We start from the raw sequence: 19,329 nt of genomic DNA, 5'->3' as shown, positions 1-19,329 counted from the left end.
CACCAGGACACTTCTGTCACTGGACCTCCTCGACGACGACGAGCACGACCAGCTGGCCGAGTGGGGTAACCGCGCGATCCTGACCGAGCCCGCCCGTCACCGCGACTCGATCCCGGCGTTGTTCAACTCGCAGGTCGTCCGCGCCCCCGAGGCCGTCGCTCTGGTATGCGGTGAGCAGTCCTGGACGTATCGCGAGCTCGATGAAGCCGCCAACCGGCTGGCTAACCTCCTGGTCGGCCACGGCGCCGAGCCAGGCAAGACGGTCGCGCTGCTGATTCCGCGTTCTGCGGAGGCGATCATCTCGATCCTGGCGGTGCTCAAGACCGGGGCGGCCTATCTGCCGATGGACCCCGCCCACCCGGATGAGCGGATTGCGTTCATGCTGGGCGACGCCGAGCCGATCGCTGCGGTGACCACCGCGGACCTGCGTTCGCGTCTGGTCTCCTCGGACCTGACGGTCGTCGACTTCGATGACCCCGCCATCGCCAAGCAATCCAGCACCGAGGTGTCCACCCCGGCGCCGGAGGACTTGGCATATATGACGTATACGTCCGGGACGACGGGTGTTCCGAAGGCGGTGGCGGTTACGCATCGGAATGTGGCGTCGTTGGTGGAGTCGTTGCATGCGGATCTGCCTGCGGGGCCGGGGCAGGTGTGGTCACAGTGGCACTCGTTGGTTTTCGACGTCTCGGTGTGGGAGATCTGGGGTGCGCTGCTGCACGGGGGCCGGCTGGTGGTGGTGCCCGAAGCGGTCGCCAGTTCGCCGATTGATTTCCACAATTTATTGGTCACCGAGAAGGTGAGTGTGCTGTGCCAGACGCCGTCGGCGGCGGGGATGCTGTCGACGGAGGAGCTGGAGTCCACGACGTTGGTGGTGGCCGGGGAGGCGTGCCCGACGGAGTTGGTGGATCGCTGGGCCAGCGGCGATCGGGTGATGATCAACGCTTATGGGCCGACAGAGGCCACGATCTATGCCGCGATGAGTGCGCCGTTGGTGGCTGGTGCGGGGGTGGCGCCGATCGGGTCGCCGGTTCCTGGCGCGGCGTTGATGGTTTTGGATAAGTGGTTGCGTCCTGCGCCGGAAGGTGTGGTCGGTGAGTTGTATATCGCCGGCGAGGGTGTGGCTGCGGGGTATGTGCGTCGGGCGGGGTTGACGGCGTCGCGGTTTGTGGCGTGCCCGTGGGCGCCGGGGGCGCGGATGTATCGCACTGGCGATTTGGTTCGTTGGGGCGAGGATGGCCAGCTGCAGTACCTGGGGCGTGCCGACGAGCAGGTCAAGATCCGCGGCTACCGCATCGAACTCGGTGAAGTGCAGGCCGCACTCGCCGACCTCGACGGCGTAGACCAAGCGGTCGTCATCGCCCGCGAGGACCGCCCCGGCGACAAGCGCCTCGTCGGCTACATCACCGGAATCGCCGAACCGGCCCAGCTGCGCAGCGCGCTGGCCGAACGACTTCCCGCCTACATGGTCCCGGTCGCGATCGTGGTGCTCGAGACACTACCGCTGACCGTCAACGGCAAGCTCGACAAGCGTGCCCTGCCCGCACCCGAATATCGCGCAGTCGGTGCCGACTACCGGGCTCCCGGAACTCCGGTGGAGGAGATCCTGGCGTCGATTTATTCGCAGGTGCTCGGCGTGGAGCGCGTCGGTGTCGACGACTCGTTCTTCGACCTCGGCGGCGACAGCATCCTGTCGATGCAGGTGGTCGCGCGCGCCCGCGCCGCGGGCCTGTTGTGCCGCCCGCGTGACATCTTCGTCGAACAGACTGTCGCCCGGCTGGCGACCGTGGCCAAGGTTGTCGGCGGCGAAGCCGCGGTTGTCGACGAGGGCATTGGCCCCGTACAGGCCACCCCGATCATCCGCTGGCTGCAGAGCGTTGAGGGTCCGGTCGACGAGTTCAACCAGACTCTGGTGTTGCAGGCTCCTGCCGGGGTCACCGAGGACGACGTGGTCGCCGTGCTGCAGGCGCTGCTGGACCGCCACGCCACACTGCGGCTGCAGGTCGAGGACGACGGCGCCGGTGAGTGGTCACTGCGGGTGCCTGCGGTGGGCTCGGTCGACGCTCGCGCCTGCGTCTACGTCGTCGACGAACTGACCGACGACGCCATCGCCGGGGCGCGGTCGCGGCTGAACCTCGGTGCCGGGGCGATGCTCAGTGCGCTGTGGGTGCCGACCACCGGTGAGTTGGCGCTGATGATCCACCACATGGCCGTCGACGGGGTGTCCTGGCGCATTCTGTTGGAGGACCTGAACATCGCCTGGGCGCTGCATCACAGCGGTCAGCCGGTGGAGCTCCCGACCGGGGGTACGTCGTTCCAACACTGGGCCGTGCTGCTGGAAGAGCATGCGCGCCGTCCCGAGGTCGTTGAGCTGGCCGACGCCTGGCGACAGGTGACGGCGGCGCCGGTGGACTTGCCCGCCGTGGATCCCGCGGTGGACACCTATGTCAACGCCAAGGAAATGTCGGTGACGTTGGATGCCGCGACCACCCGGTCCTTGCTGGGCGAGGTCCCCGCGGCGTTCCACGCCGGCGTGCAGGACATCCTGCTGATCGCTTTCGGCTTGGCCTGGAAGGAGTTTCTGGGAACCGACACCGCGGTCGGATTCGATGTGGAGGGCCACGGCCGCCACGAGGAGTTGGACCCCGAGGTCGACTTGTCGCGCACGGTGGGCTGGTTCACCACCAAGTATCCGGTCGCGCTGAACGTCAGTGGTATCGACTGGGATCAGGTGATCGCCGGTGATGTCGGGTTGGGCCCGGTGATCAAGGCGGCCAAGGAGCAGCTGCGAGCACTGCCGGATCCGCTGACCTACGGTCTGCTGCGCTACCTGAATCCCGACGTGGAGTTGGCTGGTTCGGATCCGGTGATCGGTTTCAACTACCTGGGCCGCCTGGGCGCAGGCGCGGCCGACCTGTCCGAGGACATGTGGCGCATCAGCGAGGACGGCCTGAAGGCTGCCGCCGCCGCGGCGGCGGTACCGATGCCGTTGATGCACACCGTGGAGCTCAATGCGGGCACGCTGGATACCGATGCCGGCCCGCAGTTGCAGGCGTCGTGGACGTGGGCGCCGTCGGCGCTCGATGAGGCTGCCGTCCAGCGGTTGAGCCGGTTGTGGTTCGACGCGTTGACCGGGATCTGCGCGCATGTGCGTGCCGGCGGTGGCGGGTTGACGCCGTCGGACCTGGCGCCTGCGCGACTGACCCAGCAGCAGATCGACGATCTGACCAGCGAGCACGACATCGTCGACGTGTTGCCGTTGACCCCGCTGCAGCAGGGCCTGCTGTTCCACTCCACCATTGCCCGCGGCACCGGCGACGACGTCTACGCCGTGCAGTTGGACATCACCGTCACCGGCGCCCTCGACGCTCACCGCTTCCGCGACGCGGTGCAGAACGTCGTCACCCGTCATCCCAACCTGGCGGCCCGCTTCTCCGAGCAGTTCGGCGAACCGGTGCAGATCATTCCCGCCGATCCGGTGATGGCATGGCGCTATCTGGATCTGCGCTGGGACGACCGCAAGTCCGACGCCGAGGTCGAGCAGCTGTGCGCCGCCGAGCGTGCCGCGGTCTGCGACCTGGCCGACCGGCCCACCTTCCGCGCCGCCCTGATCCGCACCGCAGGCAACCAGCACCGGTGCGTGCTGACCTTCCACCACATAGTCATCGACGGTTGGTCGCTGCCGGTCCTCCTGCAGGAGGTCCTTGCCGGCTACTTCGGACAGCGCCTGCCCGCGCCCGTGCCTTACCGCAACTACGTGAGCTGGCTGGCCACCGAGGATCGCGACGCCGCCCGCGAGGCCTGGCGCGAAATCCTGGCCGGGTTCGAGACCCCCACCCTCGTCGCACCGCCGGCCCTGCCGGGTCCGCGCGGGGTGGAGTCGTATCGACTGTCGACCGAGATCACCAGTGGCCTCAGTGAGCTGGCGCGCTCGTGCCACACCACCGTGAACACCGTGCTGCAGGCCGGCTGGGCGCAGCTGCTGATGGCCATGACCGGTCAGCACGACGTCGCCTTCGGCACCGCGGTCTCGGGCCGGCCCGCCGAGTTGCCCGGCGCCGACTCGATCATCGGTCTGCTCATCAACACCGTGCCGATTCGTGCGGACATGACCGCGGCCGCCACCGTCGCTGACCTGCTCGCCCAGTTGCAGCGCCACCACAACGACACCGTCGAACACGAGCACTTGGCGCTCAACGAGATTCACCACGTCGCCGGTCACGATCGGCTGTTCGACACCCTGTTCCTGTACGAGAGCTATCCGATCGACGCCAGCGCGTTCGCAGGCGTGCACGAGTTGGCCATCACCGAGTTCAAGAACCGCGAGTACAACCATTACCCGCTCTCGGTCATGGTCCTGCCAGGCCACGAATTGGAGATTCGCGTCGAATTCGACTCTGACGTCTTCGATGTCGCCCGCATCGAATCGCTGATCGGTCGCTTCGAGCGGCTCCTGGCCGCCATGATCGCCGACCCGCAGCGACCGCTGGCCTCGATCGACGGCCTCGATTCCGAGGAGCATGACCAGCTTGATGGTTGGGCGAATCGGGCGGTGTTGGGTCGGCCGGTGGTGGCGCCGAAGTCGATTCCTGCGGTGTTCGCTGAGCAGGTGGACCGTGATCCCGGCGCGGTGGCGTTGACGTTCGAGGGTCGGTCGATGACCTACGGCGAGCTCGATGAGGCCGCCAATAGCCTGGCCAACCTGCTGGCGATGCACGGCGCGGGTCCGGGCCGGTCGGTGGCGTTGTTGGTACCGCGCTCAGATGACGCGATCGTGGGGATGTTGGCGATCCTGAAGACTGGGGCGGCGTATCTGCCGATCGACCCGTCGGTGCCCGAGGCGCGGCTGGAGTTCATGCTCGGCGACGCCGCGCCGATCGCCGCCGTGACGACCGCGGATCTGCGGGCCCGGCTGGATGGCGCGGATCTGGCGATCGTCGAAATCGACGACCCGGCCGACTATTTCGCCCACGACACGCTGCTGACCCCGGCTGCTGATGATGTGGCGTATTTGATTTACACGTCGGGGACGGGTGTGCCTAAGGGTGTGGCGGTGTCGCATGTGAATGTGACGCAGACGTTGGCGTTGTTGCATCCGGATATGCCTGCCGGTGCGGGGCAGGTGTGGTCGCAGTGGCATTCGTTGGTGTTTGACGTGTCGGTGTGGGAGATCTGGGGTGCGTTGCTGCATGGTGCGCGGTTGGTGATCGTGCCTGAGGCGGTGGCGGGTCGCCGGCGGAGTTGCATGAGTTGTTGGTGCGTGAGCAGGTCAGCGTGTTGTATCAGACGCCGTCGGCGGCGGGGATGCTTTCGCCGGAGGGTTTGGAGGACACCACTTTGGTGGTGGCGGGGGAGGCGTGTCCGACGGAGTTGGTGGATCGGTGGGCGCCTGGGCGGGTGATGCTCAATGCCTATGGTCCGACGGAGGCCACGATTTATGCGGCGATCAGTGCTCCGTTGGTGGCGGGTTCGCATGAGGCGCCGATCGGGTCTCCGGTGCCTGGTGGGGCGACGTTTGTGCTTGATGAGTGGTTGCGTCCGGTGCCTGCGGGGGCGGTGGGTGAGCTGTATCTGGCTGGGCGTGGGATCACGGTGGGTTATGTGAACCGTGGCGGGTTGACGGCGTCGCGGTTTGTGGCGTGTCCGTTCGGTGAGCCGGGGGCGCGGATGTATCGCACTGGGGATTTGGTGCGCTGGGGTGCTGATGGTCAGTTGCAGTATCTGGGGCGTGCTGATGATCAGGTCAAGATCCGCGGTTATCGCATCGAGTTGGGTGAGATTCAGGCGGCGTTGGCTGAGTTCGACGGGGTGGATCAGGCGGTGGTGATTGCGCGTGAGGACCGCCCGGGCGATAAGCGTTTGGTCGGCTATATCACCGGCACCGCTGAACCCGCCGAACTGCGTGCCCAGCTGGGGCAGCGGCTGCCCGGTTATATGGTGCCCGCGGCGGTGGTGGTGCTCGACGCGCTGCCGTTGACGGTCAACGGCAAGCTCGACCGCCGCGCGCTGCCTGCACCGGAGTATCAGGCCGTGGCGCAGTATCGGGCGCCGTCGAATGCGATCGAGGAGGTCATCGCCGGCATCTTCGCCCAGGTCCTCGGAGTCGATCGCGTCGGTGTGGATGACTCCTTCTTCGACCTCGGTGGCGACTCGATCTCGGCAATGCGCGTCATCGCCGCGGTCAACACCGCCCTGGACGCGCAATTCGCGGTGCGCACCCTGTTCGAGACCCCGACGGTAGCCGGGTTGGCCGGTCAGTGGAATCCCGACGCCGCAATGGCCACGCATGGGCCCAGCTTCGCGGCGGTGCATCCGCTGACCGACGGGCGTGTACATGCAAGCGAACTGACCCTGGACAAGTTCCTCGACGACACCACCCTGGCCGGCGCACCCACGCTGGCCGGGCCCAGCACCGAAGTCCGCACCGTCTTGTTGACGGGGGCGACCGGATTCCTGGGGCGGTATCTGGTGTTGGAGTTGCTCGAGCAGCTCGGCGCCGTCGATGGCACGTTGGTGTGTCTGGTGCGCGGCAAGGACGACGCGGATGCGCTGCGTCGCCTGGAGAAGACCTTCGACAGCGGCGACCCGCATCTGCTGAACCACTTCCACGACCTGGCCGCCGACCGACTGCAGGTGGTCGCGGGCGACAAGGGTGCGGAGTCGATGGGGCTGGATCCCCAGACCTGGCAGCGGTTGGCGGAGTCGGTCGACCTCATCGTCGACTCGGCGGCATTCGTCAACAGCGTCCTGCCGTACAGCGAGCTCTTCGCTCCGAACGTGGTGGGCACTGCGGAGTTGATTCGGTTTGCGTTGACTGGTCGTCTGAAGCCGTATGCGTTTGTGTCGACGTCGGATGTGGGCCGTCAGATCGAGCCGTCGGTGTTTACCGAGGACGCCGATATCCGTCAGATCAGCGCTACCCGGGTTGTGGACGGCAGTTACGCCAACGGGTATGGCAACAGCAAGTGGGCCGGTGAGGTCCTGCTGCGTGAGGCTCATGATCTGTGTGGGTTGCCGGTGGCGGTGTTTCGCTCGGGGATGATCATGGCTGATCCGAGGTATGCGGGTCAGCTCAATGTGTCTGACACGGTGACGCGGATGGTGTTGTCGGTGGTGGCCACCGGGGTGGCGCCGGCGTCGTTCTACCAGGTGGATGCCGACGGGAATCGGCAGCGCGCGCACTTCGATGGGCTGCCGGTCGATTTTGTGGCCGAGGCGATCGCCACCCTGGGTACCCGGTTGGGCGAGGGGTTCCAGACCTATCACGTGATGAATCCTCACGATGACGGCATCGGCATCGATGAGTACGTGGACTGGTTGATCGAGGCGGGGTATCCGATCGAGCGTATCGGCGACTTCGGTGAGTGGGTCACTCGCTTTGAGGCCGGGCTGCAGGGGTTGCCGGAGTCGCAGCGGCAGCAGTCGGTGTTGCAGATGTTGCAGTTGTTGGTGAGCCACACTGACGGGCAGGTGTCGGCTCCGGAGCCGACGGTGGGGTCGTTTGCTCCGGCGGATCGGTTCCACGCCGCGGTCAAGGCCGCCAAGATCGGACCCGATCACGACATCCCCCACATCAGCGCACCGCACATCATCAAGTACGTCACCGACCTCCAACACCTCGGACTGCTCTAGGTATGTGGGGTCCGGTTCTGGGGCTGGCGCTGCTGGTCGCCCTCAATCCGATCCTTCTCGGATTCGTGCTGCTGGTGATCGCCCGTCCCAGGCCCGTGTCGAACTTGTTCGTCTATTGGGTCGGCGCCATGCTCACAAACGTTCCGGTTTATGTGGCTCCAGTGATCTTGGTCCGTGTGATCCCGGGATTCGCCTCGTTTACCGACGGTCTGGTTCAGTCGCAGGAGCCATCCCCAGGCTCAATCCAGCCGGGCCCGCTGGGTCTGGCTGTGCTGTCGTTGACGATTGCGACGGTGATGGCCGTGCGTCCACGGGTACGTGAGCGCGCGAAAGTGTCCGTCGGTGGCGGCGACGATACAGCCGCTACGGTGCTGGAGCCGGAAACGCCGGGCGGCGCCAAGGGTTTGCTGGTCAAAGCTGTGACAACCTTTCAGCGGATCTATGGTCGCCTCACTGAGACGTGGGAGAACGGCGCGCTGTGGGTGTCGTTTGTATTCGGCCTGATGTATGTGCCATCAACGACGCTCCTGCTGATCGTCGATACGGCCATCGTGTCGTCGGGAGCCGGGCTCGGTGAGCAGATCGTCGCTGCGATTGCCTTCGTGGTCGGTATGCTCGCAGTCCTCGAACTCGTCCTCGTGAGCTGTGTGGTTGCACCCCGGAAAACGGAAGCCGTATTGCGGCCGGTGCACGAGTGGGCGCGGCGGAACAATCGGCAAATCTTCATCGTCTTCTTCGTGCTGATCGGGATTTGGCAACTCCTCAGAGGCTTCGGCATCGCCTGACGGCCGCTCCCTGCCCTTGCTCAATCCTTCCGCGAGGTGCACGCAGGACGTTTAGAGTCCGGTTTGGGCGGGGTTTTGTGCAGCGCTCAGGAGGGGAAGGATCAACACATGATCGCTCTGATGTTGCCCAGGCTAGCCGCCGCGTTCTGCGGTCTGGCGCTGTCATTGGCCGCTGGCGCTGGGATCGCTTCGGCCCAGCCCAACTTCGATCCGATGATCAATACGACGTGCACCTACGATCAGGCGATGGCTGCTATACACGCGGAGAATCCGATGGCGGCCCAGTACCTTGACTCGTCACCGCCGAATCTGGAATTCCTGCGGGTGTTCATCGCTTCGACACCGGACCAGCGCCGGAATCTGATCAGCCAGGTGCAGAACAATCCGGGTGCTGCGGAGGCCTTCCCCGTCATCCAGCAGATGTTCGCGAGCTGCCCCAACTACTGAGCGGATTGGAATGCGAGGCACCAGTGCGTGCGTCGCTCGGTTGGTGACTTGCGTCGCCGATACCTCACGTCTCGCACAATCGTCTTTTGGTGTTGAAGCCGCGCATGCCGTTGTATGGTTCGGCCGTGGGGGTAATGCAAAGGTGGCCCAAGAGATTTCGGCTGATGTGGTTTGCGCTGCGTACGGGGTACTGGGTGCCCCGGACGTTTCTGCCCGATGTGTATTCCGATGATGCGCTGATCTGTTTCAACAGTGACGCTTTTCGTGATGACCCGGTGTTTCGGCGCGCCTATCAGCGTGGTGTGCAGGCGCTCGGCGGCCAGGATTTCTATCACTGGGAGTGGCGGTTTCACGTCGGGTTGTGGGCGGCGTCGAGCGCGACCAAGCTCGACGGTGATTTCGTCGAGTGCGGTGTCAGCCATGGGTTTTTGAGCAGCGGCATCATGCAGACCCTGGACTGGGATCGGTTGGGCAAGACGTTTTATCTGCTCGACACGTTCGGCGGGATGGACCCGCGCTTCGTCACCGATGTCGAACGGGAAACCGGGGCGCTTGTCAAGAGCCAGGCGGCGCTCGACTTCGGGGTCTACGCGAATTCGGTCGAAAGCGTCCGCAAGAATTTTGCGGAGTGGAACAACGTGCGCATCATTGCCGGGACGGTTCCGGAAACCTTGGAGCAGGTCGACACCGAGAAGGTGGCCTACCTCCATATCGACATGAACTGCGCCCCACCCGAGGTTGCGGCGTTGCGCTATTTCTGGCCGCGATTGACCCCGGGCGCGTTTGTGCTGCTCGACGATTACGCGCAGAGGGGACGCGACGAACAGCGCCTGGCGATGGATGGGGTGGCCCGCGAACTTGACGTGCCGATCTGCACCCTGCCCACCGGCCAGGGCCTGATCATGAAGCCGGCCCGCTGAGGATTTGTGTGCGTTGAGGAGCGCTCACCGCTCCTCGATGCACACAAATCGCCGGGAACGCCCACGCGCTAAATAAATGCGCTCTTAATTTCAAAGACGGCGAAAACCCAGGCCGCCTCCAGTATGTTTGCTGGCGGGACTGGAAAACCTGGAGGAGACCGGAGCGCCAACTTTTCGACGACGACTATTTCAGCCTTTTCGTCATGATTAGCGACGAGGAGCCGCACAGCGTATGACCTGCATTCACAGAATGGCCCACGCCAGGGACGCGTGCGATTCTCATCCGCCATTGTCGCCGGTCCGCCTGGGAACGCGCCGTCGTCGACGCGCAGCCGACCACACCACAAATTTGCGGGACCGTAGATATCGGGTCGTCGTCGCAGGCCAGGCGGTCCCTGACCGCCTACACAGCCAAGGCTGCGGTCGACGGCGACTATCGAGCTTCGAAGGTATAGGGGTGGCACGGCTCCTCGGGGGGCGCTCGCGGCAATGACCGCCTGTCTGGGGGGACAGTCATGACGACCGATGCGGGACGACGGTTGTGGTCGATTGACGCGCTCGATGATGACGAGCACGACCAGCTGGCGGAGTGGGGTAATCGGGCGATCTTGTCCAAGCCGGCCCGTCACCGGGACTCGATTCCGGCGCTGTTCGCCCAGCAGGTGGTTCGCATCCCGGACGCCGTGGCGTTGGCATGTGGTGAGCAGTCGTGGACGTATCGCGAGTTGGACGAGGCCGCCAACGGGCTGGCACATGAGCTCGTAAGCCGAGGCGCGGGCCCGGGCGAGGTTGTGGCGCTGCTGATTCCGCGTTCTGCGGAGGCGATCATCGCGATCCTGGCGGTGCTCAAGACCGGTGCGGCGTATCTTCCGATCGACCCTGCGCATCCCGACGATCGAGTCGCCTTCACGCTCGGCGACGCCGCGTCTGCCGTCGCCATCAGCACGACCGAACTGCGGCCGCGGCTTGCGACGTTCGACATTCCGGTCATCGATGTCGATGATCGCTCAGCGGCAGGCCCGACGACCGCATTGCCAACGCCGTCACCTGATGACGTCGCCTACGTCATCTACACTTCCGGCACCACCGGCGTCCCCAAGGGTGTCGCCATCACCCACTACAACGTCACACAGCTCTTGTCCTCGCTTGATGCGGCGCTACCCGGTCCCGGCGTATGGGCCTTGTGCCATTCGCTGGCGTTCGATGTCTCGGCGTGGGAGATCTTGGCGCCGCTGGTGCGAGGCGGCCGGTTGGTGGTGGTGTCCGAGACGGTGGCACGTTCACCGGAAGAGCTTCACGAGGCGTTGATACGCGAAGGGGTGACGGTACTGACTCAGACCCCTTCTGCGGCAGGGGTTTTACCACCCGAGGGTCTGGAGTCGATGACACTGGTGGTGGCGGGGGAGGCTTGCCCGGCGGAGCTGGTTGATCGGTGGGCCAGCGATGACCGGGTGATGCTCAACGCGTACGGGCCGACCGAAACCACCATGTGCGTGACAATCAGCGCCCCGTTGACACCAGGGACGGTCGCGGTGCCGATCGGTACGCCGGTGCCGGGGGCCGCACTCTTTGTGTTGGATGCGTGGTTGCGGCCGGTAGGCGCCGGTTTGGTCGGCGAGCTGTATGTGGCCGGTCGAGGTGTGGGTGTGGGCTATGTCGACCGTGGTGGCTTGACGGCGTCGCGGTTTGTGGCGTGCCCGTGGGCGCCGGGTGCGCGGATGTATCGCACCGGCGATTTGGTTCGTTGGGGCGAGGATGGTCAGCTGCTGTATCTGGGGCGTGCTGACGAGCAGGTCAAGATTCGTGGGTATCGCGTCGAACTCGGTGAGGTACAAGCCGCCCTCGCTGCAGTGGACGGCGTCGAACAGGCCGCGGTGATCGCTCGCGAAGACCGCCCCGGCGACAGACGACTGGTCGGCTATATCGTCGAATCATCCACTGGAGCAGTGGATTTGATCAGGGTTCGGACCACCTTGGCTGCTCGCCTGCCGGCCTATATGGTCCCGGGGGCGGTGGTGGCACTCGACGCGCTGCCGCTGACGGTCAACGGGAAGCTCGACAAGCGTGCCCTGCCCGCGCCGGAGTACGGCGGCATTGTCAACGAGTACCGGGCCCCCGGTAATCCGGTGGAGGAAATCCTCGCGACGATCTATTCGCAGGTGCTCGGGGTCGAGCGCGTCGGTGTCGACGACTCGTTCTTCGAGCTGGGTGGTGACAGCATCCTGTCGATGCAGGTCGTGGCCCATGCTCGGGCGGCCGGGGTGTTATGTCGGCCGCGCGACATCTTCGTCGAGCAAACCGTTGCCCGGCTGGCCACGGTCGCTGAGATCGCCAGCGATGCAGACGATGTCATCGATGACGGCGTCGGTGAGGTGGCGCCGACGCCGATGATGCGTTGGTTGCACGACGTGGAGGGTCCGGTCGACGAGTTCAACCAGACTCTGGTGTTGCAGGCCCCCGACGGGGTCACCGCCGACGACGTGGTGGTCGTGCTGCAGGCCCTCCTGGAACAGCACGCGATGCTGCGGGTGCGTGTGGAGGACGACGGTGCCGGCGGGTGGTCGCTCAGCGTGCCCGAACCCGCGTCGGTCGATGCCGCCGAGCGACTACACGTGGTGGACGCGCTGACGGATGAGGCCATCATCGGTGCGCGGTCGCAGTTGAATCTGGCCACCGGGGCGATGGTCAGCGCGGTGTGGGCTTCCTCGACAAGCCAGCTGGTCTTGATGATTCACCACCTGGCCGTTGATGGGGTGTCTTGGCGAATCCTGTTGGAGGACATCAACATCGCCTGGGCTCAGCACCATAGCGGCCAAGCTGTCGCCTTACCGACCGAGGGTACGTCGTTCAAGCGCTGGGCTACGCTGTTGGACGAGCATGCGCGCAGCGTCGAGGTGGTGGCGACGGCCGAGGCTTGGCGGCAGGTCGCCGACGTTCCAGCCGTGTTGCCCACGATGCAGCCTGAGGACACGTACGCCAATGCCGGTCGCCTGACGGTGTCGCTGGACACCGACACCACAAGGCTGCTGCTCGGGGAGGTGCCCTCGGCATATCACGCTGGCGTGCAAGACATTCTGCTGATCGCGTTCGGGTTGGCCTGGACCGAATTCCTGGGCGCCAACACGCCGATCGGGTTTGATGTCGAGGGCCACGGGCGGCATGAGGAACTGCGCGCCGATGTAGATCTGTCGCGCACGGTGGGCTGGTTCACCACCAAGTATCCGGTCGCGCTGAATGTCGCTGGTATCGACTGGGATCAGCTGATCTCCGGTGATGCGGGGTTGGGCGCGGTGATCAAGGCGGCCAAGGAACAACTGCGGTCGCTCCCCGACGGGTCGACCTATGGGCTGCTGCGGTATCTCAATCCCGACGTGGAGTTGGGAGGTTCGGATCCGGCCATTGGGTTCAACTACCTGGGCCGCCTGGGCGCAGGCGCGGCCGATCTGTCCGAGGACCTGTGGCGCATCAGCCCGGCCAGTATGGCCTCCGCGGATGCAGCCGCGGCGGTCGCGATGCCGTTGGCCCATACCGTGGAATTGAATGCGGGCACGCTGGATACCGATGCCGGTCCGCTCCTGCAGGCCAATTGGTCCTGGGCGCCGTCGGCGTTCGATGCCGAGAAGGTAGAACGGTTGAGCCGGTTGTGGTTTGACGCGTTGGCCGGCATCTGCGCGCATGTGCGTGCCGGCGGGGGTGGGTTGACGCCGTCCGACGTCCTACCGGCGCTGCTGACTCAGCAGCAGATCGACGACCTCGCCCAGCAGCACCAACTTGTCGACGTGTTGCCGCTGACGCCGCTGCAGCAGGGCCTGCTGTTCCACTCCACGCTCACCCGCGGCGACGACGTCTACGCCGTGCAGCTGGACATCACCATCGCCGGCCCGCTGGATCCCCGTCTCCTGTGCGAGGCGCTGACCACCGTGATCCAACGTCACCCGCATCTGGCCGCGCGCTTCTGCACTTCGTTGAGCGAACCGGTGCAGATCCTCACGGCCGATCCCGACATCGGTTGGCAGTACTGCGAACTGGATACCGACGAACAGATAGAAGAACTGCGTGCGGCCGAGCGGGCGGCGGTGTGCGAGCTGGCCGACTCGCGTCCCTTCCGGGCGGCGCTGATCCGTACTGCGGAGCATCGGCATGAGTTCGTCCTGACCGTTCATCACATCGTGATCGATGGGTGGTCGCTGCCGCTGTTGTTGCAGGAGATCTTCGCGGGCTATTACGGGCATCGGTTGCCCGCGCCGGTACCCTTCCGCAAGTTCGTCACGTGGTTGGCCGGTCAGGACCGCGACGCGGCGGAAGTGGTGTGGGCGAAGGTATTCGACGGGTTCGAAACCCCAACCCTGGTAGCCCCGGCGGATCGACCGGGTCCGCGCGACGTCAGCTTCGCCCGTGTTTCCGCGGAGACGACGCGGGCGTTGGGGGAGTTGGCGCGGTCGCGGCGCACCACGGTGAGCACGGTGTTGCAGGCGGGCTGGGCGCGATTGTTGATGACGTTGACCGGTCAGCATGACGTGGCGTTCGGCGCGGTCACTTCGGGGCGCCCGGCCGAGCTCGCGGGCTCGGAGTCGATGATCGGTTTGTTGATCAACACCGTGCCGGTGCGGGCGAATGCCACGCCCACGTCGACGGTCGGTGATCTGCTGGACCGGTTGCAGGAGGGGTACAACGACACCCTCGAACATCAACATCTCGCGTTGGCCGACATTCATCGGGTCGTCGGGCTGGACCGGTTGTTCGACACGTTGTTTGTGTACGAGAACTATCCGGTTGATCTCGGAGCGCTTTCGGGGGTGCAGGAGCTGGCGCTCACAGGGTTCAGCGCACGGGAGTACAACCACTATCCGTTGACAGTGGCGGTGACGCCGGGCCAGCAGTTGAGTCTGCGGGTGGAGTACGCCGCCGAGGTGTTCGACCCGGCGGCCATCGACGCGATAGTTGATCGCTTCCACCGGATCTTGGCTGCGATGGTGACTGAACCCGATCGGCGGTTGTCGTCGATCGATGTCCTCGATTCCGAGGAGCATGACCAGCTTGATGGTTGGGCGAATCGGGCGGTGTTGGGTCGGCCGGTGGTGGCGCCGAAGTCGATTCCTGCGGTGTTCGCTGAGCAGGTGGACCGTGATCCCGGCGCGGTGGCGTTGACGTTCGAGGGTCGGTCGATGACCTACGGCGAGCTCGATGAGGCCGCCAATAGCCTGGCCAACCTGCTGGCGATGCACGGCGCGGGTCCGGGCCGGTCGGTGGCGTTGTTGGTACCGCGCTCAGATGACGCGATCGTGGGGATGTTGGCGATCCTGAAGACTGGGGCGGCGTATCTGCCGATCGACCCGTCGGTGCCCGAGGCGCGGCTGGAGTTCATGCTCGGCGACGCCGCGCCGATCGCCGCCGTGACGACCGCGGATCTGCGGGCCCGGCTGGATGGCGCGGATCTGGCGATCGTCGAAATCGACGACCCGGCCGACTATTTCGCCCACGACACGCTGCTGACCCCGGCTGCTGATGATGTGGCGTATTTGATTTACACGTCGGGGACGACGGGTGTGCCTAAGGGTGTGGCGGTGTCGCATGTGAATGTGACGCAGACGTTGGCGTTGTTGCATCCGGATATGCCTGCCGGTGCGGGGCAGGTGTGGTCGCAGTGGCATTCGTTGGTGTTTGACGTGTCGGTGTGGGAGATCTGGGGTGCGTTGCTGCATGGTGCGCGGTTGGTGATCGTGCCTGAGGCGGTGGCGGGTTCGCCGGCGGAGTTGCATGAGTTGTTGGTGCGTGAGCAGGTCAGCGTGTTGTATCAGACGCCGTCGGCGGCGGGGATGCTTTCGCCGGAGGGTTTGGAGGACACCACTTTGGTGGTGGCGGGGGAGGCGTGTCCGACGGAGTTGGTGGATCGGTGGGCGCCTGGGCGGGTGATGCTCAATGCCTATGGTCCGACGGAGGCCACGATTTATGCGGCGATCAGTGCGCCGTTGGTGGCGGGTTCGCATGAGGCGCCGATCGGGTCTCCGGTGCCCGGTGGGGCGACGTTTGTGCTTGATGAGTGGTTGCGTCCGGTGCCTGCGGGGGCGGTGGGTGAGCTGTATCTGGCTGGGCGTGGGATCACGGTGGGTTATGTGAACCGTGGCGGGTTGACGGCGTCGCGGTTTGTGGCGTGTCCGTTCGGTGAGCCGGGGGCGCGGATGTATCGCACTGGGGATTTGGTGCGCTGGGGTGCTGATGGTCAGTTGCAGTATCTGGGGCGTGCTGATGATCAGGTCAAGATCCGCGGTTATCGCATCGAGTTGGGTGAGATTCAGGCTGCGTTGGCTGAGTTCGACGGGGTGGATCAGGCGGTGGTGATTGCGCGTGAGGACCGCCCGGGCGATAAGCGTTTGGTCGGCTATATCACCGGCACCGCTGAACCCGCCGAACTGCGTGCCCAGCTGGGGCAGCGGCTGCCCGGTTATATGGTGCCCGCGGCGGTGGTGGTGCTCGACGCGCTGCCGTTGACGGTCAACGGCAAGCTCGACCGCCGCGCGCTGCCTGCACCGGAGTATCAGGCCGTGGCGCAGTATCGGGCGCCGTCGAATGCGATCGAGGAGGTCATCGCCGGCATCTTCGCCCAGGTCCTCGGAGTCGATCGCGTCGGTGTGGATGACTCCTTCTTCGACCTCGGTGGCGACTCGATCTCGGCAATGCGCGTCATCGCAGCCATCAATTCAGCTATCGATGCCGAAGTCGCGGTGCACACGATCTTCGACGCGCCCACCGTCAGCGGATTGAGTCAGCACGTGGAGGACGCCAGCGCGTTGGCGTCTTCGATGGCGAACACGCCAAGCTTCGCGTCGGTGCACGGTGTCGACGCGACGGAAGTCCACGCGTGTGATCTCACGTTGGATAAGTTCCTCGACGACACGACGCTGACTACGGCCCCGACGCTGCCTCGAGTCAGCGAGGTGCGAACGGTCTTGTTGACGGGGGCGACCGGATTCCTGGGGCGGTATCTGGTGTTGGAGTTGCTCGAACAGCTCGGCGCCGTCGATGGCACGTTGGTGTGTCTGGTGCGCGGCAAGGACGACGCGGACGCGCTGCGTCGCCTGGAGAAGACCTTCGACAGCGGCGACCCGCATCTGCTGAACCACTTCCACGACCTGGCCGCCGACCGACTGCAGGTGGTCGCGGGGGATAAGGGTCAACCCGGGCTCGGGCTCGATGAGGAGATTTGGGGGTGCCTGGCCGACGCCGTAGACCTGATCGTGGATTCCGCCGCTCTGGTCAACGGGATCCTGCCCTACCCGGAGTTGTTCGGCCCCAACGTGGTGGGCACTGCGGAGTTGATTCGGTTTGCGTTGACTGGTCGTCTGAAGCCGTATGCGTTTGTGTCGACGTCGGATGTGGGCCGTCAGATCGAGCCGTCGGTGTTTACCGAGGACGCCGATATCCGTCAGATCAGCGCTACCCGGGTTGTGGACGGTAGTTACGCCAACGGGTATGGCAACAGCAAGTGGGCCGGTGAGGTCCTGCTGCGTGAGGCCCATGATCTGTGTGGGTTGCCGGTGGCGGTGTTTCGCTCGGGGATGATCATGGCTGATCCGAGGTATGCGGGTCAGCTCAATGTGTCTGACACGGTGACGCGGATGGTGTTGTCGGTGGTGGCCACCGGGGTGGCGCCGGCGTCGTTCTACCAGGTGGATGCCGACGGGAATCGGCAGCGCGCGCACTTCGATGGGCTGCCGGTCGATTTTGTGGCCGAGGCGATCGCCACCCTGGGTACCCGGTTGGGCGAGGGGTTCCAGACCTATCACGTGATGAATCCTCACGATGACGGCATCGGCATCGATGAGTACGTGGACTGGTTGAGCGAAGCGGGGTATCCGATCGAGCGTATCGGCGACTTCGGTGAGTGGGTCACTCGCTTTGAGGCCGGGCTGCAGGGGTTGCCGGAGTCGCAGCGGCAGCAGTCGGTGTTGCAGATGTTGCAGTTGTTGGTGAGCCACACTGACGGGCAGGTGTCGGCTCCGGAGCCGACGGTGGGGTCGTTTGCTCCGGCGGATCGGTTCCACGCCGCGGTCAAGGCCGCCAAGATCGGACCCGATCACGACATCCCCCACATCAGCGCACCGCACATCATCAAGTACGTCACCGACCTCCAACACCTCGGACTGCTCTAGGTATGTGGGGTCCGATTCTCGGGCTGGCGAGGTGCCGTTGCTGGGGCTTGTGAACGTTCGCTAAATGACTTGAACAGGCGACGTTTCAGGGCCACCGCGCGCTTCTCCACCAAGAGCCAGCTCGCGGCAGCAACGGGCAGGGTCGCCGCCATCGCAGCGAGGAAAAATACGGGAGGACTCAATTGGGCGAGCCCAAACGTGGCGAGCAGCTGCTGCATCGGGAACCCGTAGATGTACACACCGTAAGACAGGTCGTAACGGAGATTTATCCTGCGGACGAGTGCGCCAGAAACGATGATCGCGTATGCCACGGAGAGGGCGGCGATCACCCGGTAGTTGTCCATGAAGCCCGATGCCACGATGACCGCGACGCTGAGCGCCACCAGCGACCAGCGGGCTGGGATTCTGTCCTGGTACTGGAAGAACATCGCCCCCGCAAGAAACATCAGAAAGAACCGTGCCAACGCCTGGGGCCACGTCGGCACTTCGAATGTCGAGTAAGAAACGCACGCCGACCAGCACAACGAGATGACAAACAAGGTTGGAATGGTCCAGCGGCGCTTCAGGAGGCCGACCACCCCCAGTACCGAAACCACGAGATCACACAGCAATACAAAGAACAGAGTCCAGATCGCTCCGTTCCATACCTCAGGGTATGGCACGCCGGTGGGTGTGCCGTCAATCCCCGCGTAGCCCACATTCATCACGGCGTTGTTCAGAACGTATGCGATCTCCGACGACAACGTGATCGTTGTGTGCTGGTACGCGGCGGCGATCGGAGCGATGACAAACGCAATCACCAGCAGACAGACCCATAGGCCCGGGAAGATTCGCAGCCAACGGGATGCCCAGAACTCCTTCAGGCGTGGGCGCCGCATCCAGGCCGCCACGATGAGAAACCCGGAAATGGTGAAGAAGCCGTCCGCGAACAGCTCGCTGAGCAACCTCATTATCGGCTCGTGCGAGATCGAGCGGCCGGTGAGGTCCCAGGAGTGCCAGAAAACCACCCCTGTCGCGAGGACCAGTCGCCACGCCGTCAACGCATTACGGCGCGGATCGAACACATGCCTCAGCACTACGAGCTCCCCCACGGTCGGAGTTCAACGGAAACGAGCTCCGACGGATGGGGCTGTATGTGTCGCCCGGTACCGCCAGATCCGGAGTCTCTACTTATAAAGGTTTCCGGGATCTGCTCGCAATTTTTAACGGCACTTCGATCCGCGACGTGGGTGGTTGGGTTATCGGTGCGCGTCCAAGTGGTCGCGGCGAGCGGCCCGGTGAGCACGGTCGTACGAGCATTTTGATCGCGGGGTAGCGTTCGCGAGCTAACGCGGTGGATGGGCGGCGGGCCACTTACGATCGATTGCTGGCGGTGCCAGGCGCAGTCGGTCTGGC

At 64.9% G+C, this 19,329-nt stretch carries 5 protein-coding genes and 1 pseudogene; 5 read left to right on the top strand and 1 reads right to left on the bottom strand.

Translation table 11 applies throughout. From position 1 onward, the window contains the following. Positions 1-13: 13 nt before the first annotated feature. From G6N43_RS24685 to G6N43_RS24665, 5 genes and pseudogenes are all read left to right on the top strand, one after another. Positions 14-7,632, top strand: a pseudogene (locus tag G6N43_RS24685) (amino acid adenylation domain-containing protein). A 2-nt stretch (positions 7,633-7,634) separates the two neighbouring features. Then, positions 7,635-8,417: a GAP family protein gene (locus G6N43_RS24680; RefSeq protein ID WP_083157845.1), complete on the top strand. Its 783-nt coding sequence runs from the start codon at positions 7,635-7,637 to the stop codon at positions 8,415-8,417. A 108-nt stretch (positions 8,418-8,525) separates the two neighbouring features. Next, positions 8,526-8,864: a hemophore-related protein gene (locus G6N43_RS24675; protein ID WP_083157844.1), complete on the top strand. Its 339-nt coding sequence runs from the start codon at positions 8,526-8,528 to the stop codon at positions 8,862-8,864. 134 nt (positions 8,865-8,998) lie between these two features. Further along, complete coding sequence (locus G6N43_RS24670; protein ID WP_083157843.1) at positions 8,999-9,784, top strand: TylF/MycF/NovP-related O-methyltransferase; 786 nt, start codon at positions 8,999-9,001, stop codon at positions 9,782-9,784. A 515-nt stretch (positions 9,785-10,299) separates the two neighbouring features. Then, positions 10,300-17,934 carry a non-ribosomal peptide synthetase gene (locus G6N43_RS24665; RefSeq protein WP_163658192.1) on the top strand — a complete coding sequence of 2,545 codons (7,635 nt, stop codon included), beginning with the start codon at positions 10,300-10,302 and terminating at the stop codon, positions 17,932-17,934. On the opposite strand, the gene G6N43_RS24660 is transcribed toward G6N43_RS24665, so the two are convergent. Continuing rightward, positions 17,931-19,010 (bottom strand): acyltransferase family protein, encoded by a 1,080-nt coding sequence (locus G6N43_RS24660; protein WP_083157853.1) that lies wholly within the window; start codon positions 19,008-19,010, stop codon positions 17,931-17,933. The two genes, G6N43_RS24665 and G6N43_RS24660, sit on opposite strands and share 4 nt — an antisense overlap. Positions 19,011-19,329 lie beyond the last annotated feature (319 nt).

This window comes from Mycolicibacterium moriokaense (assembly GCF_010726085.1).
GTDB classification, from domain to species: domain Bacteria; phylum Actinomycetota; class Actinomycetes; order Mycobacteriales; family Mycobacteriaceae; genus Mycobacterium; species Mycobacterium moriokaense.
Note: the sequence above shows the minus strand (reverse complement) of the source record. Positions and strands in the feature narration are given on the sequence as shown.

Excerpts from the sequence above, each read along its gene's own strand:
- G6N43_RS24680 (WP_083157845.1), top strand. The coding sequence starts at position 7,635 with ATGTGGGGTCCGGTTCTGGGGCTGGCGCTGCTGGTCGCCCTCAATCCG.
- G6N43_RS24675 (WP_083157844.1), top strand. The coding sequence starts at position 8,526 with ATGATCGCTCTGATGTTGCCCAGGCTAGCCGCCGCGTTCTGCGGTCTG.
- G6N43_RS24670 (WP_083157843.1), top strand. The coding sequence starts at position 8,999 with ATGCAAAGGTGGCCCAAGAGATTTCGGCTGATGTGGTTTGCGCTGCGT.
- G6N43_RS24665 (WP_163658192.1), top strand. The coding sequence starts at position 10,300 with ATGACGACCGATGCGGGACGACGGTTGTGGTCGATTGACGCGCTCGAT.